At 68.6% G+C, this 26,024-nt stretch carries 18 protein-coding genes; 5 read left to right on the forward strand and 13 right to left on the reverse strand.

Annotated features, from left to right (window positions below):
- Window positions 1-5: 5 nt before the first annotated feature.
- The 5 genes from Q8A52_RS32735 to Q8A52_RS32755 form a co-directional block, all read right to left on the reverse strand.
- Window positions 6-1,580, reverse strand: coding sequence for a right-handed parallel beta-helix repeat-containing protein (locus Q8A52_RS32735; RefSeq protein WP_316758035.1), 1,575 nt, complete (start codon window positions 1,578-1,580; stop codon window positions 6-8).
- The gene (gene tatA / locus Q8A52_RS32740) at window positions 1,567-1,842 is read right to left on the reverse strand and encodes a Sec-independent protein translocase subunit TatA (protein WP_316758037.1); all 276 of its coding nucleotides are present in this window, start codon (window positions 1,840-1,842) and stop codon (window positions 1,567-1,569) included. The genes Q8A52_RS32735 and tatA overlap by 14 nt, the downstream gene beginning before the upstream one ends.
- 89 nt (window positions 1,843-1,931) lie before the next feature.
- On the reverse strand, window positions 1,932-5,915 hold the full coding sequence (locus tag Q8A52_RS32745) for a hypothetical protein (RefSeq protein WP_316758039.1): 3,984 nt from the start codon (window positions 5,913-5,915) through the stop codon (window positions 1,932-1,934).
- 1 nt (window position 5,916) lies between these two features.
- Window positions 5,917-9,276, reverse strand: coding sequence for a hypothetical protein (locus Q8A52_RS32750; RefSeq protein ID WP_316758041.1), 3,360 nt, complete (start codon window positions 9,274-9,276; stop codon window positions 5,917-5,919).
- Between the two features lie 302 nt (window positions 9,277-9,578).
- Window positions 9,579-9,896 carry a hypothetical protein gene (locus Q8A52_RS32755; protein WP_316758043.1) on the reverse strand — a complete coding sequence of 106 codons (318 nt, stop codon included), beginning with the start codon at window positions 9,894-9,896 and terminating at the stop codon, window positions 9,579-9,581.
- Between the two features lie 207 nt (window positions 9,897-10,103).
- Between Q8A52_RS32755 and Q8A52_RS32760 the strand changes: the two genes are divergently transcribed.
- Together Q8A52_RS32760 and Q8A52_RS32765 are read left to right on the forward strand one after the other, a co-directional pair.
- A complete protein-coding gene (locus tag Q8A52_RS32760; protein WP_316758046.1) occupies window positions 10,104-10,763 on the forward strand; it encodes a hypothetical protein in 660 nt (219 codons plus the stop codon).
- Between the two features lie 377 nt (window positions 10,764-11,140).
- Window positions 11,141-12,310, forward strand: a complete 1,170-nt coding sequence (locus tag Q8A52_RS32765) for a hypothetical protein (RefSeq protein ID WP_316758048.1) — start codon at window positions 11,141-11,143, stop codon at window positions 12,308-12,310.
- A 71-nt stretch (window positions 12,311-12,381) separates the two neighbouring features.
- Here the strand turns inward: Q8A52_RS32765 and Q8A52_RS32770 are convergent, their stop codons facing one another.
- The 5 genes from Q8A52_RS32770 to Q8A52_RS32790 all read right to left on the reverse strand — a co-directional run bounded on the left by Q8A52_RS32770 (window position 12,382) and on the right by Q8A52_RS32790 (window position 18,482).
- Window positions 12,382-12,585, reverse strand: a complete 204-nt coding sequence (locus tag Q8A52_RS32770; RefSeq protein WP_316758050.1) for a hypothetical protein — start codon at window positions 12,583-12,585, stop codon at window positions 12,382-12,384.
- A gap of 391 nt (window positions 12,586-12,976) precedes the next feature.
- The gene (locus Q8A52_RS32775; RefSeq protein WP_316758052.1) at window positions 12,977-13,840 is read right to left on the reverse strand and encodes an SMP-30/gluconolactonase/LRE family protein; all 864 of its coding nucleotides are present in this window, start codon (window positions 13,838-13,840) and stop codon (window positions 12,977-12,979) included.
- A gap of 263 nt (window positions 13,841-14,103) precedes the next feature.
- On the reverse strand, window positions 14,104-16,833 hold the full coding sequence (locus Q8A52_RS32780) for a helix-turn-helix transcriptional regulator (RefSeq protein ID WP_316758053.1): 2,730 nt from the start codon (window positions 16,831-16,833) through the stop codon (window positions 14,104-14,106).
- Window positions 16,830-17,639: an SDR family oxidoreductase gene (locus Q8A52_RS32785; RefSeq protein ID WP_316758055.1), complete on the reverse strand. Its 810-nt coding sequence runs from the start codon at window positions 17,637-17,639 to the stop codon at window positions 16,830-16,832. The genes Q8A52_RS32780 and Q8A52_RS32785 overlap by 4 nt, the downstream gene beginning before the upstream one ends.
- 222 nt (window positions 17,640-17,861) lie before the next feature.
- The gene (locus tag Q8A52_RS32790) at window positions 17,862-18,482 is read right to left on the reverse strand and encodes a DUF1349 domain-containing protein (protein ID WP_316758057.1); all 621 of its coding nucleotides are present in this window, start codon (window positions 18,480-18,482) and stop codon (window positions 17,862-17,864) included.
- Between the two features lie 323 nt (window positions 18,483-18,805).
- Here Q8A52_RS32790 and Q8A52_RS32795 point away from each other — a divergent pair, with 323 nt between their 5' ends.
- The 3 genes from Q8A52_RS32795 (at window position 18,806) to Q8A52_RS32805 (ending at window position 22,742) form a co-directional block, all read left to right on the forward strand.
- The gene (locus tag Q8A52_RS32795) at window positions 18,806-19,162 is read left to right on the forward strand and encodes an HGxxPAAW family protein (RefSeq protein WP_316758059.1); all 357 of its coding nucleotides are present in this window, start codon (window positions 18,806-18,808) and stop codon (window positions 19,160-19,162) included.
- 319 nt (window positions 19,163-19,481) lie between these two features.
- Window positions 19,482-19,964, forward strand: a complete 483-nt coding sequence (locus Q8A52_RS32800; RefSeq protein ID WP_316758061.1) for an ATP-binding protein — start codon at window positions 19,482-19,484, stop codon at window positions 19,962-19,964.
- Between the two features lie 114 nt (window positions 19,965-20,078).
- Window positions 20,079-22,742 (forward strand): LuxR C-terminal-related transcriptional regulator, encoded by a 2,664-nt coding sequence (locus tag Q8A52_RS32805; RefSeq protein ID WP_316758063.1) that lies wholly within the window; start codon window positions 20,079-20,081, stop codon window positions 22,740-22,742.
- A gap of 71 nt (window positions 22,743-22,813) precedes the next feature.
- On the opposite strand, the gene Q8A52_RS32810 is transcribed toward Q8A52_RS32805, so the two are convergent.
- The 3 genes from Q8A52_RS32810 to Q8A52_RS32820 form a co-directional block, all read right to left on the reverse strand.
- On the reverse strand, window positions 22,814-23,083 hold the full coding sequence (locus Q8A52_RS32810; RefSeq protein ID WP_316758065.1) for a hypothetical protein: 270 nt from the start codon (window positions 23,081-23,083) through the stop codon (window positions 22,814-22,816).
- A 253-nt stretch (window positions 23,084-23,336) separates the two neighbouring features.
- Window positions 23,337-24,770 (reverse strand): MFS transporter, encoded by a 1,434-nt coding sequence (locus tag Q8A52_RS32815; protein ID WP_408649290.1) that lies wholly within the window; start codon window positions 24,768-24,770, stop codon window positions 23,337-23,339.
- 1 nt (window position 24,771) lies between these two features.
- Window positions 24,772-26,022, reverse strand: a complete 1,251-nt coding sequence (locus Q8A52_RS32820; RefSeq protein ID WP_316758066.1) for an aminotransferase-like domain-containing protein — start codon at window positions 26,020-26,022, stop codon at window positions 24,772-24,774.
- Window positions 26,023-26,024 lie beyond the last annotated feature (2 nt).

The following is a 26,024-nucleotide window of genomic DNA, read 5'->3' on the forward strand; positions in this document are numbered from 1 at the left end:
CCTCCTCAGCTCCACCCGGTGGCCACCAGGAATCCGGTGGTCTTCAGATACCGGCGTCCGGTGGCAGTGTCCGTGTAGCGGGAACCCAGGGGCGCCGCAAGGCCGGTGCCGCGATAGGCGTTCGGTGAGCCGGAGCCCGCGATGTCGTACGCGCCGGACTCCGATTCCCCGCCGGCCCATGTGGTCAGCGTGTTCCGTACGTCGATCCCGGACAGGCGGACGCCGGAGGAACGCGCGTCGGGCCCCGGCGCCCCGGCCAGAGCGGACATGAGGACCAGCGTGTTCCCTGCCTGCCCGTCACCCCAGAGCACGGTGTCGCGCACCTCGACGTCTTTCACCGCTCTCAGGGCGACCGACCCGGAGTGGATTCCAAGGACAGTGCCGTTGCGGTACACGTACGACCCCTGGATCGAGACGTCGGCGGTGAGGCCGGCGATCCGCCCTTCGCCATGGGTGGCGTTGGCGACGAGAATCCCGTGGTCGGTGTTGTCCCTGACGGTGCTTGCGCGGATCGCGACGTGCCTGCCGGAACTGACGTAGATCCCGTGGCCGTTGTTGCCGTAGGACCGCAGGTCGTCGACCTGGACTCCCTCGGGGACCACATCGACATGGTCGGTGGCGTACGCCTCGGAGTTGACGATCAGACCGGCGCTCTCCTGCGCCCGCGTGCCGTTGCCGCTGACAGTGCAGTCGGTGATGACGCTGTCGCGCGCCGGATGCCAGCCGAGAACTCCGCCGCCGACCGCTCCGACCAGAATTCCGGCAATGCGGTTGTCCGAGGAGACCGCGCTGCGCACGGTGATACGGCTGGATCCGCCGAGCGCGATGCCGGCCCCCCAGTACCCGCCCGCGCCGTTGCGCGCTCCGCTGTTGACGGTCTCCACTTCGTCGATGAGCACGTCGTGCGCCCCCATGGTCATGAGGATGCCGACCTTGGGCATGCCGTCGACGCGGACCTCGGAGATCCAGCCGCTGGATCCCTGGGAGAAGGCGATGCCGTCCGTGCTCCGCCCTTTCAGGTCGATGTCGGCTGAGCCCGTCCACACCACCTGGGAGCGCTCGACACCGCAGGCGTGGCAGTTGTTGTACTGGATGACGCCCTGGCTGATCGGGCCGTCGACGCCCTTCCTCACCTCGATCCTCAGATCCTGGACCGAGACGTTGCGCACGGCGTCCAGTCCGGTGCCGGAGGCCGCGGGCTTGTTCACGATGAACGCCGCGTAGTGGTTGATGTGGAGATCCCCCTCGACGGGGTCGACGACGACTCGTGCGCCAGGGTCACCCTTGATGCAGATGCCGTCGGTGTTCACCATCACGTGCCGTCGCAGGAGGTGGGAACCGGCGGGCACCGTGAGCACTCCCCCGCCGGGCAGGGCGGAGACCGCCCGGGCGAAGGCCGTGGAGTAGTCTCCGGACCCGTCGTAGAAGTCCTTCACGTTGACGTGTCCGGGACCACAGGATGGTTCGGCGGGGGCCTCCGCGGCGGCGTGTGCGGACGTATCCGCGCCCAGCAGCAGGGCGAACGTCAGCAGTGCGGTGCCGGCCCGCTTCCGCCACGCCACAGGATCAGCCGAGGTCATGACCGTCACCTCCGGGGCGCGTCTTCCTGGGCTCGCTGGGGAACTCGATGCGACCCCGTGGCAGAGCTTCCTGCCGTACGGGCTGCGCAGGATCGTCGGTCGGGTCCGGGTCGTCGGATCTCATGGCCCTGGCTTCGCTCTTGAGGATGCGGGCCGACCTGCCGACAGAGCGCGCGACCTCGGGGAGCCTTTTCGCGCCGAACAGCAGGAAGATCACGAGAGCGACGAGGAGCAGCTCGGTGGGGCCGATACGGGAAAACATGGTGTTTGAACCTCCTTGCCGGTGACATGGCCGGGGCAGCCCCCGAGCCGCCTGGCGGGCGGGCGGCTCGGGGCTTTCGGAGCCTGCGGTCAGACCGGCAGCGTGGCCAGGTAGACCGTGCGCCTGCGGCCGGTCGGGGCGGGCAGGCCGGTCGGATGGGCCTCCAGCTCACGCAGCGTCAGACGCAGCGAGCCGGCCGGCGCGTCGGCGGGCAGAGTGACCGTGCCGGTCCACGTCACGAGGTTTCCTTGGGTGACCGAGGACGTCAGCGTCCGCGGGGGGTCGGAGACGGGCTGCCACTTCAGGTCGGGATCGCTCACCCCGGGTGTCGCCCGCTCCACTTGGACCTGCAGGACGGACGGACCGGAACTCGCGGCCGTGGCGGTGTACGAGCGTCCTGTCACCGTCACGGTCCGGGAGGAGCCGGTGCCGGTGACGGTGGCGGTGCGGTCCGGGGCGATCTGCACGAAGCCCGCCGTGACGACCGGGGACAGATGGCATCCGCTGATCGAGGCGGACTGGAACCTCGCGAAGGCCAGCCGGATGAAGGGGAAGTAGGAGGTGTGCCGCTCGCCTCGCGGAAGGGTCACCTCGATGTCGGCGTACCACAGGCCGCGGTCGGAGTCGTAGGCGACGTTGTATCCGACGGCGTTCACCTGCGCACCTCCCGCCTCCGCCAGCGGCAGGTCGAAACCCGTGCTGGCCGTGCCGCGGAACGAGGTGGTGGCGGGGGTCGCGGGCAGGTCCGCGGTGGCGAACGCCGGGTCACGGCCCCACATGGTCACATAGGGTTCCAGCCGGGGCGACGGATCGGCCGTGTCGCCCTTCCAGAGCACGATCCCCAGCCGCTCGTCGGGGCCGGAGGACCACCACGGCCGCTCGAGGTAGACCCGCAGGCCTCCCCTGCGGACGCTCTGCTGCGCGGTCTCGGTCCACGAGAAGGTCGGCACGATCGAGTGGATCCGGGGTGCTGCCGGCCGGGCGGTGCTGTGCACGATCCGGGCGGCGAGGGCGGCCGAGGTCCTGGTGGTCGAGGGCGGCACGTAGCTCATGACCAGCGTGCCGTTCTCCGGCATGTGGCCGCTCTCGGTGCGACGGACGGTCCTGCTGCCCGGGTCCAGGAGGTAGTCGCCGTCCGCGGTCCGAGGGTCGGTGGCGCTCGCCGGAGCGGGTTCGAGGAGGTTCCCTGTCGCCTTGTCGCGGATCTTGATGCCGGCGGGTTCGGCGTCGACGGTGTAGGAAGCCTGGCCGTCCGTCAGGGTGAGCTCGGTTTCGGCCCGGAAGTACTCGGTGAAGGGGCTGGTGGCGACGGCTCGGTAGACCACACGCCGGTGGCGTGTGTCACCGAACTCGTGGCGGACGTCGAGGGGCAGGTCGTCCGGGCCCGGCGAGGCGCCGGGCGCCCGCTCCACGCGGAGCGTGGCCACCGGAGCGCGGAAGGTCCGGGCGGAATCCGGCTCGGGGCCTCCCGGCCCCGCGTCGAGGGGCATGGTCCACTCCCCCACCAGGTCGACCGTGCCGGTGCTCTTGCGGCTGATGTCCACGGTCCCCTGCACGCGTGCCCACGTCGACGACGCGCCGCCGGCCCGGTCGACGTCGAGGGCGGTGAGGGAGGGTGTCTTGAGCGGGGTGCGTACGGCGTGGACAAGAGTGATCTCGCGGTAGGGCGTGAACATCGTGTGGCGTCCCCCCGCGATCAGGTTCCGCAGTGCGGTGAGGTCTGTTCCGGACCCGGACTGCGCCACCCACTCCTGGATCCATTTCCACACGCCCATGAGGTCGACGTCGCCGTCCTTGAAGCGGCTGCTCAGACGCAGCGTGTAGATGTCGCCCGGCGCAAGGCGGACCTCGAGGAGGCGGTTGGTGTCGTCCCGCGTCCAGCCGGCGGTGCTGCCGCGGGTGAGCCTGATCCGCCAGGCCCGATGGGTGGGCCACTCACCGGAGGGCGCCTCGACCTGCAGGGTGCTGGTGGTGCCGGTGGTGTCGGGCAGGCCGCGCACCAGGATCTGCCGGGCGAGGGGGTCGGGGAGGTACGGCACGGGCAGCGAGTCGGTGTCGTAGTAGAACGACTCCTCGTACGGGGCGGGTTCCGGATGTGCCGACTTGAGTTCCTCCAGGGTCGCCGCGTCCCGTGTCTTGATCATGTCGTACACGTCGCGCATCGGGTGGCCCGTGCTGCCGGCGTCGAAGCAGCCGTGCTGCTCCGCCATCAGCTGGGAGGTGCGCGGGGGCACCAGGTGACGGACGGACTCCTGTGCCGTGGTGTCCGAGCCGGTGGTGCTGCGGATGACGACCCGTTCGGAGCCCTCGGCCTGGGTGCGGGGCTCGCGCAGCAGCACCTCCGGGGGATTGACGGGTTCGAAGCGCTGGTGCACGACGGCTGCGGAGCGCAGTTCGTCGGTGTCCTCCAGCTCGCCGGCCGCTGCGGGGCGACTGTTTCCCGCCAGGTCCACCACGCGGGCGCGCAGCCGGTAGGAGTGGCCGAACCTGAGCCGGGGCAGGCTGCCCGGCGGTACGCCGAAGTCCCCGACGAAGGGGAAGTCCTCGCGGAGCACCGGCTGCTGACGGTGGGGGCTGCCGTCGGGACCGACCGCCGCTCCCGGACGCAGGACGCCCAGGCTCCATCCGGTCCACTGGACCAGTTGCTCCTGAAGGTACAGATCGGTGTCCCCCGTGACTCCCGAACTGGTGGGCGCGGTCGTGACCACACCCTCCTCGCTGACCGCGACGGCGACATCCGGGTCGTCGGCGAGGAACCGGTAGTGGCCGGAGCGCGCCATCAACGTGCGCCAGGCGGTGTCGGCGGCGTCCCGTACGTCCCATCGGTAGCCCTGGACAAGGTCGTCCAGGTAGAGCTGGAGGGTGCCACCCTTCTTCTCGCCGGTCTTGGTGAAGGCGGTGTCGTTCAGCTCCTCACCCCGGGCGAGTCCGCGGGCCAGGCCGGACGCCCGACCCGTGCGGGCGACCGCGAATCCGGCGGTGCGCAACGCGGGCAGCGGATGCCCGTCGGTGACGTTGCGGGCCCGCGCGACATTGCCGGCGAACTGCCCGGCCAGGAGCGCGGCTCCGTCGACGTCGACCGGGATGGTGAGGAAGGAGCTCGAGCGGCCCAGGCGGAGCAGACCGTGGTCCCAGTCCGCGGTGTTGGGGTCGCGCGGTCGGGCCTCGAAGCGGTTGCCGCCGATCAGGCACGCCGTGTGGGGGCTGACGTCCACATCGGCGGGAGTGCCCAGGGACGGGTCCCATTTCGGGGTCACGGTGACCCAGCCGTTCCTGACCGGTCCCTGCAGCAGGGCCAGGACCCGGGAATCGGTGATGCGCAGCTCCACCACCAGGCCCAGCATGCGTTGCAGCGCCGGGTACTGCCGTGTGGCGGCGACCGTCTGATGGAAGTCGAACTCGGGTTCCGGCAGCGGCGGCAGGGCACCGCTGCCCTTCGGGCGGCGCCGGTGGAACCGTGTCAGCTGAAGGAAGCTGCGGGCGACGCCGTCCGCGCCGGTGTCGCCCGCGTCGTAGGGGATGGCCCAGGTGGCGGGGGTGGAGTTCGCGCTCGTGTCGTAGCGGTCCTCCAGCTGTCTGGCGAGGAGCGCGCGGCGTTTGATGCCGCTGTCGTTCTCCTCGAAGCCGATGGAGCCGAAGGCGCCGCTGTCGACGAGGGCGGCACGGCGGGGGTGTTCATCGGGTGAGACGGCGCCGAACCTCCCCCAGCGCCCGGCGACGAAGCCGAGCAGGTGCGCAGCGGGGTACGAGCGGATCCGTCTGCGGCCTGCCCCTGCGGAGGTGTGCCCGCGCACGGTGGTCTTGGGGGTGAACAGGGAGCGCCATCTCGCCGACTCGGGGGTGGAGACCCGCACTGCTTCGACGGGCGCCCCGGTGATGCCCAGATCGGGGAAACCGACGGTGAAGGACATCCCGGAGATGACCTTCGGCCAGTCGGACCAGTCGGGGAACGCCGACAGTGCCTGTGTGGCCCCGTCTGTCCGGAGCCGGGGCGCGATCAGCACCGAGAGACGGACCGCCCCGGCGGAGGCACCCGCCGGAAGTGCGGTCCAGGTGATGGTCTGGAAAGGCATGTCAGGCTCCCACGGGGGCGAAGGCGGCGCAGTACTGGTCGAGCCATTCCTGCTGGGTGAGGGTGTCGCCGAAGGACACGCGGGCGGCCTGGGCGCTGGTGGGCAGTGCGGCGAGTGCGCTGCGGGCAACGGAACTCCGGCCGGCCCGGGCCGAGGCACCGTCGCTGCCCCCCGATCCCTTGATCAGCTCGCGCCGCACGGTGTAGCTGTTGAAGAAGCTGAAGAAGAACAGGTCGACCGAGACGGACACCGTCGCCTCGCCGACCAACCGCTCCGGGGTGTCGTAGTAGCTCAGGGCGAGGTAGGCGACGAGCGAGAGCGTGACCAGCCCCAGGACGCTGACCGCGCCGGAGAACTGCAGGTAGGCGGTGAGTTCGCAGGCCTGGTCGCCGTTCTCGGCGGTTTCGATGGCGAAGTAGATGCCGGCCTTGGCCTCCACGGCACCACTGACGACACTGCCGATGGCGAAGGCGTAGGAGGCCTTCACCTCGAAGGAGAACTCCAGCATCTCCACCCCGCCGAGCCCGAGCTCCACGGCGGCGAATCCGCCGCCTCCGAGGAAGGAGAGGACGACGGAGAACGGCTTCTCGCGGGAGCTGAAGGCGAAGCGCACCCGGATCGGCTTGCCGTCGAAGGGGATCACGATGCCTGCGTAGACCGCCAGCCCGGTCAGCGCGAAGGCCCCCAGCTGGATCTCCGGCACGGCGAAGCTCCTGTTGAGAGCCACACCCTGGGGCGACACATCGACATATCGGTCGCCCTGGCCCGCGGTCGGGTGCTCGTCCGCGGCCGCGATGGCGTCGGCGGGCGCCGAGGCGACCCGCCGGAAGGACGCTGTCCGGGCCGAGCTGCTGCCGGTCGTGGCAGGTCCTGTCGGGGCCTCCCAGCCAAGGAAGGTGCAGTAGCGGGAGAGCGCCTCGACGAACTTCAGCGCCCCGTGGAAGGAGACCGTACGGACGTCGCAGTCGACCTCCGTCTTGGCGTCCTTGCGCTCCACGAACCGGAAGCGGGCGACGTCGAGACTGACGAAGCGGGTGGCGTCCCCGGTGCCCCACAGGTTGATGGTGAAGTTCTTCAGCTCCCCCTTGACCACCCGGTCGACCACCTCGGCCGGCGTGTCCACCCGCGACGTCACCCGGGTGTCGACGGTCAGGCACTTCTTCGGGTCCGCGGGGACGAACAGATTCACGCCGGACGGCCAGGCGCGCAGTTCGGGGTTGGTCTTCGACCGCAGCTCGGTCATGACCGGCCGCCCGTCGGCGTCCGTCTCCTGCCGCGCGGTCAGCTCGACGGCCTGCTCAGGGTTGGGCGTGTCGCTCTGCGGCTTCAGCAGGTCCTTCAGTTCCAGGCCGCCGGCCAGCTTGGCCTCGGAGCGCGGATACATCTTCTGGGGGTCGAAGAGGTTGCGGGCGGCATCATGGGCGTCCCCCGCCACCGGGCCGCGCAACCGGGAGATGCCGGCAATCGCGAACACCGGGGTGACCACACCGCCCGACCGGTCGGCGGGGAAGCGGACCTGCACCTGGTCGGACCCCGTGGCGGCCAGGAACACCTCTCCGGGGTTCTGGGAGCCGAACCCGCCTCCCACATAGCTGCTGCCCGCGGCATCGTGATACGAGAAGGTGCCGGTGCCCAGCTCGTCTCCGACCAGTTCCTGCACCACCGGCAGGCCGGCCGTCAGCCGGTCCAGCGCCGGGTAGAACGGTGCCCGCCCCGCGTTGACCATGGCCACCGGGTCCGCACCGGACCGCGGTGCCTCCCCCATGAACACCATCGACTCGACGGGCAGTTCGGTGTCACCCGGGCGTGCGCCGGGCTGCGCGAGTGCGACGGGGCGCCCGCCGAACCCGGCCGTACGCAGCTGGCCCTCGGCGTTGTACGTCTCGTGCACGCGCTGGAGATGTTCGGAGTTGCGGGCACCGGCGTCCGACACGAAGACCAGCGGTGAGGTGAAGTCGACCTCCTTACCGGCCCAGTCGGCACCGCGCAGGTGGAAGCGGTAAGCACTGTCGCCGACCCGCGGCACATAGGAGTTGGCGGCCGACCCGCCGTTCACGTATTCGGTCTCCGGTTCCAGGGGCGGGGTCTGCGCGGTCAGCAACCGCACCCGCCGGAACGGGAATCTGCGACCGGCGTTGCGCAGATCGGAGTCGCCCCGGTAGGACTTCACCGGCTGACGGACGACGAGGATCAGGCGCTTGCGCAGAAAGGCTGCGCGAGCCTCACTCGAAGCGCTCGGGCGTTGCGACTTGCGCTGCGTCAGACTCAGTACGGCGGCCCGGTGCCCGAACGGATACAGGAAACCGGTGCTCACCACACGCACATAGTGGTCCCGCCCGAGCACACCCCGGTGCGTCCACTCCCGCACCGCGCTCGCGTAGTTCGAGGTGACGACCGAGTCCCATTCGGCGTGCAGGTCGTAACCGGCCCCCAGTGTGCTCAGGGAGAGCCGCTCCAGCTCTATGGGCGCGGGCTGGCGGCCGCTCACCGTACGGAGGGAGTAGTCACCGGAGAGCCGCACGAGGTCGTAACGTTCGCGGGGCGTGAGAGAGGTGCGCAGTCCGTCGGTCGTGTCGCCGGCGGGTACCGAGGCCGGCGTGGTGAGCCAGTCCTCGAAGCCGGGGTCGCTCGCCCAGACCGCCCGGAGGAACGGCTCGGCCTCCGGTGCCTCGGTCACCCGCCAACTGTCGTCCTCCTGCTGCTCCCTGATCCCGAGCCGGGTCTCCCAGACCTCGGTCCACGAGCCGTGGGTGACCGGCTGCGCGCTGTGCGCCCAGCCGCCGCTCTCGGCCGGGGACAGCTGAAGCCGCCAAGGCAGCTCCAAGGAGGTCTCGGTGGCGTCGGGCCGGCGTGGCAGGCTCCGGAAGGTGTCGGGCACCGTCCGCGGCAGGGCATTGGGCACCAGTCGCGGAGTGAAGCGGGCCCAGTCCAGCACTTCGTCGACCGTGAAATCCAGCGGGAGGAGACCGGTGACGTCGAACGCCAGCCGGCTGGTCCCGGAGATCCGCGTGGGCACGGGATCCACGGTGGGCGGCTCGTTGCCGCCGCCGGACGCCTCCAAGAAGGCCCTCTCGGTGACGGCCTGGGGCCCGAAGTGGACGACGACATAGGCGGAGAGGGTTTGGTCGACCCGGACCAGACGGGCGCGGCCTTCACTTGTATCGACCGAGCAGTTCCACAGTGCGAGCGTCAGGTCGACCATGTCGGCCTGACGCACCAGCGAGACCACGCGCACGGGCCCGTCGGCGGCGGTGGGTTCGCCGAGGGCGTTCTCCCGTGAGCGCCCACCCGGAACTGCTTGGGAGACGGCCAGAAGAAGGCCGGCCGCCCCGGCGGCGGACAGCACGCCCCGCCGGGTCACTCCCCTCCCCCGAGCTGCCGGCCCTGCCTCGATTGGAGCAGGCTCCGCCGGAGCGGCTTCCGGCGGCTGTTGCGGGTCCTCCGCGAATTCCCCCTGCGACACGTTTTCTCCCCTCATTCTTACAACAAGGGCACTTCCCGCGGTTCCACGGGCGAGCCCTGGTGAAAATGTGCGATGCGTGGCCGGCGGCCGGGCCCGTTCGCCGGGCAAGCCAGTCGGTGTGCCGGAACGCCTGAAGAACGCCGCAGCAGGTGCGTCCACCAGCGGGGCGGACGCACCTGCTGCAGCCGGCTCCTGCCGGATCAGTACTCGACGATCCGCACGGACTCGACGCCGAAGGCGCAGGAGTCCGTCCACTTGGTGACCGTTCCGTCGGTCCACCCTCCGGCGCTGGTGGAGTACAGCGGGCTCCAGGCACACTCGGCGCGCACGACCCACCTCCCGGTGCCGGTGCAGGTGCCCCAGCCCTGGTTGCCCCAGATTCCGGTCGTGCAGTTCATGTGGTAGACGGGCGTCGTCGCCGCGGAGGCGGACGGCGCCGCCAGGACCCCGAGCCCGGTGGTGGCCAGAGCGAGCGCTCCGACGACGGGCGCCTTCTTCAGCCGTGATCGCATGGTCATGCGGGTGTTCCCCCTCGATGTCGATGCTGATGTGACGTCAATGACGAGGAAAAACCTAGGAGTTGCCTGTGATCACCGTCGTGAGCAGTTGTTACTCACTCGCTCGATGCCCGCCATGCGTGATCAACGAGCAGGAATTACTCATGACCGTCGTGCCGCCCGCGGGTGAGGCTGCATCAAGTGCCAGCCGAACCAAGGAGGATGAGCATGGCAAGACACCAGGACCGGGCAGTCGCCAAGGCCGGAACTCTCATCAGTGCGGCCCTGTTGAGTGTCTCGATGGCGGCTCCCGCCGCCCACGCGGCGACCGGCTCCGACCCGGACATGAAGACCGCCGAGGCGACAGCCGTCAGTTGGAAGAACAAGGCGGGCGGCACCGAGACGATTCGTGCACTGACCCCCGCAGAGGTCAAGGCACGCGGACTCGCCAAGTACGTGAACCTCGCCCGCTACGAGATCACGAAACCGCACAAGGGCGCCGGCGCCGCTCCCGCCGCCCGGGCGAACTCCAAGGACGCACTGGCCGCGGCCGCCTCGGGTTGCTGGTCCCACGACACCAGGAGCGTCGGCACGAACCAGCTCTACGGCACCGGTCACACCGACTGGTGCGGCAACGGGAGCGCCATCACCTACACCTCCTCCAGTTGCTCCGGGTACGACGCACCCTGGATCCCGACGTACAAGTACCTGAGCTGCACCGCCAATCCTTCCTACGGTGTCGGATTCAACGTCTACGACGTGCGGTACAACTGGGATCTCTGCCCCCTCTACGTGCCGCTGTGGGATTCGTGCACGACACACTCCCGGCCGCTCACGCATCTCCGCTTCGGCGCCGACGGAAGCTACTGGGTGATGTCGCAGAGCTGACCAGAGCTGAGCTGAGCTGAGCTGAGCCACCCTGGAACAAGGCGAGGGCCTTCCGGAAGTCGATGCGGATACGACATACCAGGGACGCGGAAGGCCCTTGTCGTTCTATGGCTCCGCACCGAGGGTCTCCCTGAGTTCCCGGTCAGGCCGGCGCTCCGCCGGGAAACCGAGTAGCGGTTACTCTCTCGGGCCCTCGCACCGTGGGCCAGACTCGATCCGTCCAAGTCGGGTACCGCAACGCGCCTGTTCTCGCAGCGCCGGTGCCCTCAATGCCCCGGGGCGAGGAACCGCGACGCGGCCTTCAGCGCCGAAGCCGTCCTCCAGCCCGGCGATCTTCAGGGACTTCCATGCTCCCCTTCAGCAAGAGATTTCGACGCGTGGCGGCAACCACCGCCGCCATGACCAGCGGCATGGCGGGTCTGCTCGCGCTCCCCGCGGGGCAGGCGGATGCGCTGGGGTCGTCACCGCAGCCCCCGGTGTCGGTCTTCGCCGTGGTGGCTGGCAACGAACCGGCTGGTGTCTACACCGAGTTGTCGTCACTGGCTCAGTTCAGCAGCCCCGCGCTCGACATGCCGGCGCACCTGCGTCATGACGCGCCCGGACGCTACTCGGTCTTCTTCTCCGGACCCGACATCGGCACGGTACCCACTGCCGGTGTCCACGTACGGGCCGTCACCGGCGGCAACTGCATGCCGTTCGACGGCATCACCCCGAGCCGTCACCCGGGGCTCCAGATCGACATCGCCTGTTTCGACAGCGCCGGGCGTCCCGCCGACCGCCGCTTCACGCTCGACTACAACGCCCACGGCACAACGCATGGTGCGCTGGTGAGTGCCTCGACCACTTCTGCTCCCGTGTCGTCGGACTGGCATGTAGCCGCACCCCAGGAGGGCGGTGGCACCACGCGGGTGACATACAGCCACACCGCCCCAGGGCAGTACACCTTCGATCTGCCCTACCTGTCAGGTGCCGCGCCGGAGTCCTTCGCCGTCACGGCACTCGCTCCCCTCGCCCAGGCTGACACCGGTGAGGTCCCGGACGTGGTATGCGGGACGACGGCACGGACGCTGGCGGCGGGGGATGCGGGCCCCGTGCGGCGGGTCTGGGTGTCCTGCCGGGACGCGGTCAGCGGGCTTCCCGCTCCCGCGGCCACCCGGGTGAACATCAGCTATGTACGGGGCGTCAACCTGGCGGGTGCATCCGGCGTCAAGGAGGCCTACTTCACCGCTCCCCGCACGGTGGGCAACACCCCCGTGGTGCTGGATGACGAGGCCGTCCACAACCCCGTTGCAGGTGCCGTCACCCTGCAGCGCAACGCCGTCGGCAGCTACACCGTGGACATCGCCAACCAGCAGTCGGACGTCGGCTACGCAAGCGTCGTCGCCACGGCCAACGGCTCGGCAGCCCTTTGCAGCGCGTCGGTGCCGGATCAGAGCAGGCCGGGACACGTGTCGGTCAACTGCCGCGACAGCGCGGGCTTCACCGACACCGGTTTCCAGCTGCACTTCGTCTCACAGAGGCTGTCCTTCCGCCTTCCGTCGCTCTAGACCCAGTCGGGCCGCGTTCGCGTGGGCCTGCCTCCCCGGGGAGGCAGGCCCACGACGTCGTCTACCCGATCTCAAGGGCGTACTGCCCCTCTTGCGGGGTTCTGGAGTCGTAGCAAATGCTCCCGTTCCGCTTGCAGCGCAGTGATTCGCTCCTCGACTTCCTGAGTGCGCTCCTCCAGCCATCGCACATAGTTCTCCAGGGTCTGCTCCGCATACTCGGTGCCGCGTTCGTTGATCATCCGGCGGATGTCGTCGCGGTCGAACAGGGGCTGCATTCCAGAACCTCAATTGAGCTCGAGAAGGTGACGTGACGCCAGCGGCGTACAGCAGAGCCTGCACGACGGAGAGTTCGGCCGGCACGAGCAATCACCACTCAAAAGAGGGAATTCCGCCTCGGAGAATCCATCCGCGGAAGCGGCGGCCTGCGTAACCAATACTCTCGATACTCCCAGAAGAATTGGCTTTTCTGGCAGCGTCCAACCACATTGACTCGACAGGATTTCATGACCGCCGCCGATCAAATCGTTGCCTGGGCCATCCTCGGATCAGTCATACTGTTCCTCTCGCTGCTGGCCGCGATGACTCTTCTCGGAGTCATTCAAGAGGCGGTCAGAAATCTTCGCGACAGGGGTGGGCACCCCTGACACCTCCGACTTCCGTGCCGAGTCAGGTCAGGTCCGGGAGAGGGATCGCTGCCACCGGCACGGGGGCACCGGGCACCGGCGCGGGAAGTTCGAAGACGCATCCGCCGAGCTGCGGAGATTCGGTGTTGTCGGCGGTGCACACCACCAAGCGTTCCAGCCCAGCGCCACGGAAACAGACACTCGCCACGAAGTTCGACGGCATCGGGATCAGTTCGGCAGTCTCTCCATTGGGCAGGACCCGGGCCACGGCACCGCCGGATCCGAGCGCCACCATCACCGCACCTTCCGCGTCGACCGCCAGCCCGTCGGCCTGCCCGCTCGGGCTCCGCCACCAGGGCGTGAGCTCTTGCCCCTCCCCGGCAGACCACCGGGCGCGCAGAACCGTACCCGTGGCGAAGTCGCTCAGATACAGCCACTCCCCCGCTACGGCCACGCCGTTCGGCCAGATCACCTCGCCGGGCATGTCGTACGCAGTCCCCTCGGCTTCGACCACGCGCAAGCCCCCAGGAACCGCCGGCTCTCCGCGGAAGGGTCGGTAACGCAGCATCCCGGCCAGCAACTGCCCTTCAGGCCCCACCCCAAGATCATTGAAGCCCGTGACATGACGGGCCGTAAGGACCTCCACACCATGCTCCCTGCCGGCCGGAGGGTCCAATTCCGTGGCGACAACGGTCCGACCTGAAGCCAGCAGGGCACCCGAGGCGTGAACCACCAGCCCGCCGATGCCTTTGCGGCCCGCAAGCAACTGCCGCTCGCCGCCGCCCGCGCACAGCACACGGACCCCTCCGGCCAACGCGTCCGCCACGCACAGAGCGCCCGACCCGTGCACGACCGGGCCCTCGGCCAGCGCGAAACCCGAAGCCAGCAGAATGAGTTCACTCGTCATCGGGGTGCCTTCCTGGACGGGCTCAGCGCCCTCGTATGGAGGATATGGAGGAAACGGGACGCGATGGTGATCCAGAGCATCCCGGCCAGGATCAGGATGCGCTCCGTGAGTCCCGGCCACACCTGCAACAGCATGGGCACGAGGCTCGCAGCCATGATCCCGGAGCAGACGAAACTGGGGAGCGCGAGGCGGTTCCCTCGCGGAGGAGTCCGGAAGCTCCGTGCCAGAGCGAATATGGCCGCCATGCCGACGGCAGAACGCACCTACAGCACGAACCTCGGTGCCGATGGCAGCGCCTGAGCCAGTTCACGCCGACTCGTCACTCCGAGCTTGGTGTACGCATGCCCCAGATGGTTGTCGACGGTACGAACTGACAGGACCAGCTTCTCGGCGATCTCCTGACTGGTCGCCCCCGCGGCGGCCAGCCATGCGATCTCGGTCTCCCTCTGGGTGAGGGGCACCGTTTCATCCGCCACGGTCAGCGCGGGCGTGCGCGCGCCCTCACAGCGATCCGTCAGAGCCCTCGACCGCAGGGCGGCCGCAGTGGCGTTCCGTGACTGCCCTGACGTTCGGAATGCGGCAGCCGCCGCCCCTGCCGCCTCCGCGGCCAGGAGATCACAGCCCATGTCCTCGAGTTCCTCAGAAATGCTCAGCAGGTCTTCGGCGTCCTTCCGGGCCAGGGCGGCGGCCAGGTCCGCCTGGGCTCGGGCCAGCCGGCCATCGGACTGCACGGCGATCGCAGCGAGCCGGTCGACGACGTCCGCCGCTCCGCCAAGGCGTGCCACGTCCAGCAACAGCAGGCCTTCCGACGAGACGTTCCCGCTGTTCCTGAGGCTCTTCGCGGCATCGAGCAGGATGGTGCGGGCACTGCCCAGCTGCCCGTTGGCCGCCTGCGACCAGGCCTCCGCGAGGGCTCGGCCCGGGGACGCGATCGCGCTGACGTACTCACGTTCGGTCATTGACGCATCGGCCTCGTCGAGGTCGGACAGTGCGGCGCCGGCCGCGTTCCTATCACCCAGGAGAGCGATGCACGCGACCAGGCCTCCCAGCGCCTCGCGCATGGGCCGGGTACGGTGGTGCGACCGGGCGAGGGCAATGCATTCGGCGTACCAGCGGCGCGCAGAGGCGACGCGCCCCGCCAGCCATTCGGTGCGGGCCAGGAAGAAGGCGACCCACATCCGGGCCATTCCTGCCTGGGAGCTGACGAGTTCACCGAACAGCCGCTCCCCCAGAGCCCGGGCCTCTGGAATACGCCCGTCCTCGGCGAGGGCGAGGATCACCGGCGCCAACTGTATCGCCGGATGGGGCGCCGAGAGCGCCCGTCGGCCGGCGCGCAGATGCGTCGCGTAGGCGTGTTCCGCCCAGGACCGGGCCTGTGTGACACGGCCGGTCATCTGGAGCGCTCTGGTCTTCACCACCGCTGCGATGAGCCACACGTTGAGGTCACATGCCGAGTCGGCGTCAAGCTCCAGCAAGTCAAGCAGCCTGAGCCCGTCGGCGGGCCGCCCGCATGCGGCATGTATGCAGCCCTCGTTGATGGTGAGGATCCTGCGCGCCTTCGAGGACGTCAGCTGCGCTCGGCTGGAGGTACTCATGGCCAGCGCGCGTGACGCATGAGCCATGCCCCACAGAGCGTTGACCGAGAAGGCCACCACCACCGCCAGTCTGTCCTCTTCCGTCCTCGCCAGAGCGTTCGCCTGGTCCAGCACCGGCTCCGCCTGATCCGGCTTGCCCAGCTCGAACAGCGCGTCGGCGAGCAGCAGCCGGTTCCGCACCCTGTGTTCGGACGGGGGAAGCGCCCGCAGCAGCCGTACCACCTGCGGGTAGTCATGACTGTGACGCGCAAGTGTTGCGGCGCGTTCCAGCTGTTCCGGATCGGCAGTGCCGGTGGCGGACAGCCGCCAGGAAGCGATGTGCAACAGGTCGTCCTGCCGGCGTGCACCTCGTGCTTCTGCTCGCTCGGCCTGGGCCAGCAAGATCGTCCGGCGGCGCAGCTCCGGGATGGCGTCCCGTACGACTTCGCCGTACAGCGGGTGCGTCAGGAGCGCCACATGGCGCCGGCGCTCTTTGACCACTCTCATGTACCCGAGCCGTTCCAGTGTGATGAGCTCTTCCAACCCGGCGACGGCTTGCACGTCGGCCAGGGCGACCGGTGCGCACAACGCGAGCAGTTCGAGTGCTTCGGTGCCGACCTCCGAGGCCCGGGCCAGCCGAGCCTCGATCAGCTCCTTCAGCCGTGGCGTCCCCACCCGCCACCCGGCCCTCGGCTGCCAGACCTCACCGTCACTTGTCAGGGACCGGTTCCGCAGCGCGCCCAGGACCAGCTCCCGCAGGTAGAGGGCGTTTCCAGCGCTGGCTGTGTACAGCTCGTGCACGCCGTGAACGCTGACCGGTCCACCGAGCGCGGTACGGAGGACCTCCGCCACCTGGTCTTCCGTGAAGGCCTCGATGTCCACCCGGTGGATGGTGTCGCCGCTGCCGAAGGCCGACGCCATCTCGAAGGGCTCTCCGGACCGGACGGTGCCGATGAGCAGCACAGTGCCGGAGTCCATCAATTGCCGCACCAGCATCACCGACGTCGCGTCGAGCAGATGGAGGTCGTCGACCAGCATCACCAGCCTGCCCCGGTCCCCCGGCCGGAGCGCGGCGTCCACCGCGGCGAAGCCGGAGACCGGGTCCGAAAGGTCAATGCCGGCGGGGATCAGGTGTGCCATGGCTCCCAGCGGCACGCCGGCCGCCGCCGCGGTGGCGACCACCCAGGCGGTGCGGAATCCGGCGCGCTCCGCGCGAAGGAGGCATTCCTCAGCCAGCCGGGACTTTCCCACGCCCGCGGCCCCGTGGATAAGCAACGCCTGGATACGGGGGTGGCGCAGCGCCCTGGTGAAGATGTCGAGCGTCTGGTCACGTCCGATGAGGAGCCAGGTTCCCTCACAGCCGGCCGAATCGGACGGGAGCGGGGTCTCGCTGCTCGCGGGGCGTCCGGCGTCGTTCACCGAGCCGCCTTCCGCGCGGCCTCGGGCACCTTCACGGACGGGCGCTCCCTGAGGAATTGCTCGAAGCAGCGGCTGCCGGGCTGGGGAGCGGGGGCCAGATGCAGGCCCTGCCGATAGGCCCTGGGCACGCTGCCCGGCAGGACGAGCGGCAGGATCGGCCGCCGCCGCCCGGTGACCCGCAGATAGATGCGCGCCATGTCGGCCATCGTCAGGGTGTCCGGCCCCGGCAGATCGGCGACACGTCCGTAGGAGCCGCCGGTGCTGAGTTCCACCGCCCGGGCGGCCACATGCCCGGTGTCGACGCTCTGGAAGCCCGTACGAGCCAGCACGGGCATGACCGGGAGGCGGGCTGCCCGGTGGAGGGCGTAGTGCAGCATGTCGTGGAACTGGGCGGCACGCAGGATCGTGTACGGCAGCCCGGAGGTTTCGACGAGCCGCTCGGTGTCGTACTTGGCCCGGTAGTAGCCCAGCGGGTGGCGGTCGACACCGATGATGGACACGAACAGCACATGTGGCCCGCCAGCCTCATCCGCGGCCCTGAGCAGGTGCCGCGCGGCCGCGACGTCGCCGTTGCGGGTACGGCCGTCCGTCGCGCAGTGCACGACGGTTCCCACACCCTCCAGAGCGCGCTCAAGCCCCTCCCCCGTCGACAGGTCACCCTGGCACCATTCGACATCGGACACGTCGTCGGTTGCCGGGTGGCGCCGGGACAGGGCGCGTACCCGCCCGCCCCGATCCATCAGTCGTGCCACTACATGACCGCCCAGGTTCCCCGTGGCGCCCGTGACCAAAGTGATCTTTTCCATAGGGCTGTCTTCTCTCTCCTCCGCCCGCAGCGGGGCGCGTGCACAATCAGTCGAAGAGCGCGGCACAGCCGGCTGACACGGGGCGCCACCCCTGACAGCACCCTGTGAGTGGCGGCGCTCCCGGGAGCGTGAACGGCGAAGCGAGGTATGCGGCTGTGCACGCGACTCGGACAGGGGCCCGCTCTCCAGGCTCTCCCCGACCGCTTCCGCGACGGAGACGGATCAAGGAGTGACGTGGAGGCCGGAGTCGGCCGGGCCGACAAAGAAGCCGCCAAAGCGGACGAGCAGGCCGCTGCGTCCCGGTGAACAGCAATAGGGTCCAGCCATCGACGCCACCCCGGCGGGCCAAGGGGCCACACGCAACAGTCGCCACGGACCACCGTCGCACCTGGCCCGGATCACCAGGGCGCCCCCGAATCGACTCGCCCGAACCGTGACCGGCCTGCCCGACCAGTCCGGCACCGGAGCCAATGACCAGTCCGAGAGCCTTCGGGTCACCACCGCTCCCACGTGGGGCGCGCCGTCGGTCAGCTCGACGCCGGCTTTCACCCACAGGGCATCATGCACCCTGACCATGAGCCCCGCCTGGTCGTACCGGGTCAGGAACTCAGCAGTGAACGTCACTTCCACGGCCGCCGTGTCCGGCAGATCCGCCAGCAGAGCGTGACCGTCGTCGCGGACGAACCCGTATGCCGTGTGCCGCCAGAAATCGCTTCCTCCGGCGGTGGCCACCACAAGATCCTTGCCCTCTTCCCGGTAGTCCGGGGGAGCGTTCAGCCAGGTCCCCTCGCTCCACGCGACCTTTCTCAAGCCACTCGTCAGGGATGGACCATGCGTGACCATGTGCTTCAGCCTCCGGCCTCGGAACTCAGCAGGCCATGTCGGCCGTGCATATCCGGACCAGGGCGAGAGCGCATGACCCGAACGTTCTTACTCTCAGGGCGCTGGCACCTCCGAGACATGAGTAATGGCTACTCAGACGGCTCCGCGCCTGAGCCCACCGTCGCCCGCGAACGCAGCTGCGAGATCACCTACGGATGCCGTTCCCGCGCCCGGTTCCGCGCAATGAAATGAGTAGCACCTACTCAAGCCCTGACCCAACCGGTGAACCAATCTTGCTGTCGGCGTATGGGCGGCAGGCTCATCGGCAAGGTTGGGGAGAATTGATGAGCGCACATGGCGATGTGGACATGGGTCACACGGTGGCCGGCTGGACCGGAACGTGCATTGCAGTGGTTGGGTTCTGCGCCGCTGGCCTTGGCATGATCCTCGTCTCCGGTCCTGTGATCGCCGGCGGTCTCGCGGTCATCGCACTGGCCGTGCTGGCCACCTGGGTTCTTCATCTGGCCGGTTGGGGCAAGCCGAGCGGCCCTCGTCCGGCTGATCAATGGGACTGGCGGGTGAAAGACCTCGCTGCTCGCCAAGGCCACCCGAACTGCGTCGGTTGCAGGATGGCCGGACGGCAGGCAGCGACGGCAGCGGAAATCGGCAGCCCAGTGCTTCAATCAGCTGATGTCCAGTAGGGCTCCGTTAGGTCTGCCTCGATCTTGGTGCCGACCTGTGGGTGGTGCAGGAGTCGGTCCAGCAGTTCAACAGGCTCTGGATGGGGGGCTACCCTCTACCGACGACTACGCAGCGCACATGGCAGCCACCGCCCCGTGACAATCACGGCAGAGCGGGCGTAACAACCGACCGCCATTATGTATCGATACATCCGCTCGATTCACATATCTCAGATAACGGCGAAATGTCGGGTTAGGTACTACTTACTCAAGCGCTGGATCACGGCATGACTGTGTCTTGGGGTTATCGGAAATCCACTCCTGCGAAGCAGTGATCCCCATGACTCTCAGAGCCGCCGAGGCCATCACGCCGACCGCCCCGACCACCGTCTCAGAGGGCGGAGGGCTTGCGACCCTCCCAGCGCCGTTCGCATGGCGCCTGGCGCTGGATCACGATCCGCAGTCCCCATCGACGGCCCGTCGTGAAGCCCGCACCGTGCTGGAGCGCTGGGAACTCGTAGGCGAAACCCTCAGTGACGCCCTACTGATCGTCTCGGAGCTGGTCACCAACGCCGTGGTGCACGCCCAGCCTCCCATCCGGCTGTCTCTGCTCCTCCGCGTGGACCGGACATTGCTGATCAAGGTCACCGACGGCGGCCCTGACGCCCTCGAGGAGTCCTGGACCGCCGGCCGTCCCTCTGACGAACGGGGTCGCGGCGGCACTATTGTCCAGTCCCTCTCAGTCCGTGCCGGAGAGATCGACCGACATGACGGACTGATCGACCGCTGGGTCGTCCTGGAATCGTCACAAGAGCAGCGCTGACACCGACCGCCGACAAGACACCCCCTTCTCGATCACAGCCGAGGTCTCAGGCGTACGTACCCTGCGACACCACAGGTAGCATGAGTAATCTGTCACGCCTTGAGGGAGTACGGCATGCAGGGCTGGATGGACAGGTGGCCACTCGTCGGGCGGAAACCGCACCTGGACTCCTTCGCGCAGGATCTTTCCGCCAACCACATTCACTCCTGGATGATCTGCGGGCCCGTCGGGGTGGGGAAGACCCGCCTGGCGGAAGAGTTCCTCGACCTGGCCGCTGCCGGAAAGCGGCGCACCGCCAAAGCAGTGGCCAGCCGGGCCGCCGCCCAGGTACCCCTGGGAGCGATCGCCCACATCCTCCCCGCAGGCGTCGACCTCACCGACCCCGTCAGTGGTTTCCGAACCGTCGCCCAGACCCTGGCGGGACACTCCAAGCCCACTGTCATACTCGTCGACGACTTGCACCTGCTCGACAACTCATCGGCTGTCCTGCTCGGCCAACTCCTCGACTCCCAGGTCATTGCACTGATCGGCACCGCCCGCCCCGGTGAACAGACAAGTGACGCCATCCATGCGCTGCTGCAGCGTGGCGACCACGTCCGTCGCATCGACCTCGGCCACATGGCTCGCAACCAGGTCGAAAACCTCCTTCATCGCGTCCTCGGAGGCCCCGTCAGCCGACGTACTCTCCACGCGCTTTTCACCGCCAGCGGCGGAAACGCCCTGTTCCTGAGAGAGCTCGTACTCGGAGCGACGGAGGCAGGGGCCCTCACCCACGACGGCGGAGTCTGGGACATCTCAGAGAAACGCCTCCCGGTCACCCCGCACCTCAGGGACCTGATCGCCACCAGGATCTCTCTCTCACCGCCGGCGGCCCGGCCCCTGCTCGAATCCCTCGCCTTCTGCGGCGCCCTATCCCTCACCGACGCCACAACCCTCACCGACCGCACCGTCCTGGACCACCTCGAGCGATCGGGCATCATCCAGATCTCCGCACATCGACGCAGGATGACCCTCACCCTGGCCCACCCCCTGTATGAAGAGGTCATCGCTGCCGGCACCTCCGCCCTCGAGCGCTGCGACCTCGGCCTGCGACAGGCTGAGCGGCTCGAGTCCCACGGCCTGAAACGCCGCGACGACGCCCTTCACGTCGCTTCCTGGCGACTAGCTGCCACCGGCAGCGCAGACCCCGCCCTCCTCCAACAGGCCGCCGCGGTCGCGATGAACTCCAACGACAACGAACAAGTCATCGAGTTGCTCACCGCTCTCAGACCCGACCAGCACACGCTGGAAAGCCGTGTCCTGTTCGGCCGGGCCTTCATGCACACCGGCCAACTCGAACGCGCCGATGCGATCCTCGCCGAAGCCGACACCCGCGCCCGTAACGACCACGAGAGGATCACGGTGGCAACAACCCGTTGCACCAACCTCTTCTGGTCGGACCCCCGCCTGGACAGGGCACTCACGGTCTGCGCCACAGCCCGATCCGCCCTCTCCGATCAAGCCTGCGCACGGCAGTCCCGCCTCATGGAGGGGGGCATGCTCACCGTGGGAGGCTCGCCGGCCCAGGGGCTCCGAATGCTCGACGATCTGCCCGACGCTCCGCCTCAGGAGGGCCTGGACGCTTGGTTGATCACGCTGAACGCGAAGGCCTTGGGCCTGGCCTTCGTCGGCAGCGTCGAAGAGGCCCAGTCGCTGGCCGATCATGCAAGGTCCGTCCACGAAGCGATCGGGGAGGGCAAGCTACTACCTCATCCAGCCCTGCAACTCGCGCCGCTCGCGTTGTCGTTCATGGAAAACGGGATGATCGACGAGGCTCGAGAGGTCTCCCTCAGAGCCTCGGACACCCTACAGGCCGCGCACTCTCCTGTGGCCCGCCAGTACCTGGCTTTTTACAGCGCACGTGCGGAGTGGCTGGCTGGTCGCCCCATCAGCGCCCGGCGATGGTACGCGGAGGCCGCCGCCATAGCGCGCACGCATCGGCTGACGAGAGTTGTCCGCTCGTATCTGTCGGGCTTGATGGCTTGCGCCGCACTCGTCGGCGACATCAACATGGCCGCCTCACTCATCCCGGACTTCGAAGCGAACTCGCCGAGTGGCTTCTTGGCCGGCGAAGAGGCGCTCGGCCTGGCCTGGCTGCACGCCGCTCGCGGCGAACTCGGCCGAGCCCGAGACCTGTTGCACACCGCCGCCGCCGACGCCAGGCGCACCGGCCACGTCATCTCCGAAGTGCTTCTGCTCACCGACGTCGCACGCCTCGGCGATTCGAAGAGCGCCCGCGAGCGGCTGGCCGAACTCTCCTCCCACTGCGACGGCGCACTCACTCACGCACGCGCACGCTTTGTCACCGCCCTGGCGGACAACGATCCGCAGCGTCTCATGAACTGCTCAGAAGAACTCGAGCACATGGGCACGCCTGTCCTCGCCGCCGAGTCGGCAGCCGCGGCCGCCGGCGCCTGGCAACGCCTGGGAGACTCCCGCAAGGTGACGGCCGCCACCACTCGCGCCGCCAGTCTCGCCAGCCGATGCGAAGGTGCCCGCACCCCCCTCCTGGCCACCATCGCCAGCACTTCCGAACCCCTCACCAAACGCGAACAGGAAATCGCTCTGCTGGCCGCCGCCGGGAACACCAGCAAGGCCATCTCCCAGCACCTCACGATCTCCGTCCGCACAGTGGAGAACCACCTGCAGCGCATCTACCTCAAACTCGGTATCCACAACCGCACCGATCTCGCCCAAGCCCTGAAATACGAAATCACACCCGAGCACCTGTTCCACTGAGATCCTGTTTCGCGATTGATAGGGGCCGCGTCTGAGGGGCGAGATTTCCTTGGAAAGCGTCCGGTGCCGCATCAGGCAATGTTCTCCCCGTTGACGACTTTGCGTAGGCGTTGGTCGGCGGCGTGATCGGGGTGCGGCGAGATACGCGGAGTCGTTGGCTTGTCGGCCCGGTGCTCCGCATCGCTGAGGTAGTACACGGCTCCGGACTCACGGCGCGGTGTGTCCACGACCAGCCAGCCCACGATCCGTCCCCGTGCATCCCGGACCTGCCAGGGATCGAGGCCTGCCCCCCAGTACACCCGCTGGTCGCAGCGTTCTCCGGGGGCGAGTCGACCGCTCATGTCATGACAGTCGCGTCCACGGCTGTCGCCACACTCGAACAGGACAGCCGGGGAGTCGGTGTCATTGACGAAGACCACGGAGCTGAAGTTGGCAGGGTCTGTGGGATCCATGGTTGCCGGATCGCAAGCACACAGAAGTCCCCCGACGAGTGCAGCAGCCAGCCAGGCTCTGCGCGGACCAGCACCCAAGGCGAAACCTCCCATTCGGCGAACGGAGCCTACAGAAGGCCAACGTTGCCTGAGCGGGCACCGGTCAGACCGATGTCGCTGTGTCCTTGGCCGGGCTGCCCGCAGCGCGGACCGTGACCCCGGCACGGCCCGTGGGCAACAACACCGCGGTCACGGACGCAAGCGCGAACGCGGCGGCGCCGATCCACAGCGCGGGCCGGAGCCCGTCGACGAATTGCCCGGCGGACTGGTAGCCGCCGCAGGCCGAGAACACCGCGCCGGACACCGATACTCCGAGCACACCTCCGATGTTGCGCAGCGATGTGCTGGCGCCCGAGGCGATGCCCTGCTGTTCGGCGCTCACACTGCTCATGACCACGTTGGCAACGGGTGCCAAGAACAGGGACATACCAAGCCCGCACAGGACGAATGGCGGCACCTGGGCGGCATAGGAAAGGCCAGGAGCCGTCAGGGCTGCGTACCAGGCCATACCCAGCGCCTGGAGGGCGAGCCCGAGGACGAGGATGCCACGGCTGCCCATGCGGTCGGAGAGCGTGCCCGCGAGCGGTGTGACTGCGATGGGCAGAGCCGTCCATGGCAGCATTCGCACGCCTGCCTCCACCGGTGAATAACCTTGTGCGCCTTGGAGGAACTGGGTGAGCAGGAAGACGGCGCCGAACAGGCCGAAGAAGTTCAGCAGGCCGATGGCGTTGGCTACGCTGAAGGCGCGACTGCGAAAGAGCCGCATGGGCAGCATCGGGTACGGGGTACGCAGTTCCCAACAGGCGAAGGCTGCGAGCAGAATCGCTCCCCCGACGAATCCAGCGAGCACGCCTTGACTGGTCCAGCCCGCCCTCTCCCCGCGTACGAGGGATAGCACCAGGCCGAACACGCCGGAGGTGGCGAGCAGGGTGCCAGGCACGTCGAGCCTACCGGCGCTGCCGTGGCTTTCTGCCAGCCGCAGGCGGGACAGCGGCAGCAGGAGAAGGCCGATGGGAACGTTCAGCCAGAAGATCCATTGCCAGGAGAGTTGGTCGATCACCGCCCCGCCGATGACAGGCCCGAGGGCGATGGCGCTGCCGTTGATGCCGCCCCAGATTCCGAAGGCCATGCCCCTGCGAGCGGCTGGTACGGCGATCGTGAGCAGGGTCAGTGTCAGCGGAAGCAGCACCGCTGCGCCCATCCCCTGTGCAGCCCGCGCCGCGATCAGGGCCGGGAGGCCGGGGGCAAGGGCTGCGGTGGCGGATGCTGCGGTGAATACGGCCAGCCCGATGATGAACAGCCGGCGCCTGCCGAACAGTTCGCCCAGCGTCGAGCCCGTCATCAGCAGCGCGGCGAAGGACAGTGTGTAGGCGTTGACGGTCCAGGTCAGGTCCTCGATATCTCCGCCAAGATCATTGCGGATGGACGGCAGCGCGGTCGTGACGATGAGATTGTCCAGGCCGATCATGAAGCCGGCCGCGCTGGTAATTGTCAGGGCCCACATAGCCTGAGAGCGGCTGGTTCCGTTCAGGGTCACTTCAGTTCTTCCCTTGTTGCTTGAGCGCGGCCGCCAGCCGTGCCAGTCCCGCGGTGATGTCCTGCGGCGCGTGAGTGGTGAAGGACAGACGCAGGGAGGCCCGGACCGGGGTGCCCGCAAAGAAGGGCGCTCCGGGGACGTAGGCGACGTTCCTGCGAAGTGCGTGCGGCAGGGACGCTTCGGTGTCCCATCCGTCCGGAAGGCGGGCCCAGAGGAACATGCCACCGTCTGGCACGCTCCATGTGCTGCCATGAGGCAGGGTGTCCGGCAGGCCCTCCAGCATGGTTGCCAAACGTGTGCGGTACGCCTCGCGCAGTCGCGCGAGGTGCTCGTCGACGGGCGCCTGGGCCAGGTATCTGGCAACCGCCGCCTGATCCAGCGTGGATGTGTGCAGATCGGCGGACTGCTTGGCAACGACGAGTGCGCGGCGCACGGTCTGCGGCATGCGGATCCAGCCCAAGCGCAGGCCGGGTGCAAGCGTCTTGGAGAAGCTGCCGAGCAGTAGCGTCCGGTCTTCTGCTCCGGCGTGTGCCGCGAGCGCCGGCAATGGCTCGCCACGGTAACGGAGATCGCCGTAAGGGTCGTCTTCGACGATCCACAGGCCATGGACCGCGGCGATCCTGGCGATCTGTGCTCGGACCGCCCTGGACAGGGTGTGCCCTGTGGGGTTTTGGAAGTTCGGTACGACGTACAGCACTTTCGGGCGTTCGCGTCGCACCGTCTCCAGCAGCAGCTCGGGGTTGAGCCCTCCGCCTTGAGGGGGGAGGGGGACCACCCGGGCTCCCGCGAGTCGGAAGCACTGCAGGGCGGCCAGGTATGAGGGGTCTTCCACCACGACTGTGTCGCCGGGGTCCAGCAGGGCCGTGGCGGACACGGCGAGGGCCTGCTGCGACCCGGTGGTGATCAGCACATCGTCGGCGGAGGTTGGCAGCCCACGTCGGGACAGGCGTGTGGCAAGCGCATCGCGCAGCTCTGGATCGCCTTCGGTGCGCGAGTACTGCAACACGCGCAGCGCGGAGTGTGCCAATACCTCGTGGAACGCGGCACGCAGGCCCGCCTGGTCGAAGAGGCCGGGATCAGGCAGGCCGCCGGCGAAGGAGACAACCTCGGGGCGGTCCGTCAGGGCCAGGATGTCTCGCAGCGGCGAACCGGGGACCGCGGCAAGGCGGGCGGCTACCGGCGCGGGTGGCACGGTCTCGGGTTCCCGCTCGATGGCTTCGGTATGCGTGCGGTTCGGAAGTGCATCGTGCATCA

The organism is Streptomyces herbicida (assembly GCF_032656585.1).
GTDB classification, from domain to species: Bacteria; Actinomycetota; Actinomycetes; order Streptomycetales; family Streptomycetaceae; genus Streptomyces; species Streptomyces herbicida.

Bases quoted from the DNA above. Each gene is read 5' to 3' on its own strand.
- Q8A52_RS32810 (WP_316758065.1), bottom strand. From the start codon at position 23,083: ATGAGCGGTCGACTCGCCCCCGGAGAACGCTGCGACCAGCGGGTGTAC.
- Q8A52_RS32790 (WP_316758057.1), bottom strand. From the start codon at position 18,482: ATGGTCACGCATGGTCCATCCCTGACGAGTGGCTTGAGAAAGGTCGCG.
- Q8A52_RS32775 (WP_316758052.1), bottom strand. From the start codon at position 13,840: ATGACGAGTGAACTCATTCTGCTGGCTTCGGGTTTCGCGCTGGCCGAG.
- Q8A52_RS32770 (WP_316758050.1), bottom strand. From the start codon at position 12,585: ATGCAGCCCCTGTTCGACCGCGACGACATCCGCCGGATGATCAACGAA.
- Q8A52_RS32820 (WP_316758066.1), bottom strand. From the start codon at position 26,022: ATGCACGATGCACTTCCGAACCGCACGCATACCGAAGCCATCGAGCGG.
- Q8A52_RS32805 (WP_316758063.1), top strand. From the start codon at position 20,079: ATGCAGGGCTGGATGGACAGGTGGCCACTCGTCGGGCGGAAACCGCAC.
- Q8A52_RS32755 (WP_316758043.1), bottom strand. From the start codon at position 9,896: ATGACCATGCGATCACGGCTGAAGAAGGCGCCCGTCGTCGGAGCGCTC.
- tatA (WP_316758037.1), bottom strand. From the start codon at position 1,842: ATGTTTTCCCGTATCGGCCCCACCGAGCTGCTCCTCGTCGCTCTCGTG.
- Q8A52_RS32735 (WP_316758035.1), bottom strand. From the start codon at position 1,580: ATGACCTCGGCTGATCCTGTGGCGTGGCGGAAGCGGGCCGGCACCGCA.
- Q8A52_RS32745 (WP_316758039.1), bottom strand. From the start codon at position 5,915: ATGCCTTTCCAGACCATCACCTGGACCGCACTTCCGGCGGGTGCCTCC.
- Q8A52_RS32760 (WP_316758046.1), top strand. From the start codon at position 10,104: ATGGCAAGACACCAGGACCGGGCAGTCGCCAAGGCCGGAACTCTCATC.
- Q8A52_RS32795 (WP_316758059.1), top strand. From the start codon at position 18,806: ATGAGCGCACATGGCGATGTGGACATGGGTCACACGGTGGCCGGCTGG.
- Q8A52_RS32785 (WP_316758055.1), bottom strand. From the start codon at position 17,639: ATGGAAAAGATCACTTTGGTCACGGGCGCCACGGGGAACCTGGGCGGT.
- Q8A52_RS32800 (WP_316758061.1), top strand. From the start codon at position 19,482: ATGACTCTCAGAGCCGCCGAGGCCATCACGCCGACCGCCCCGACCACC.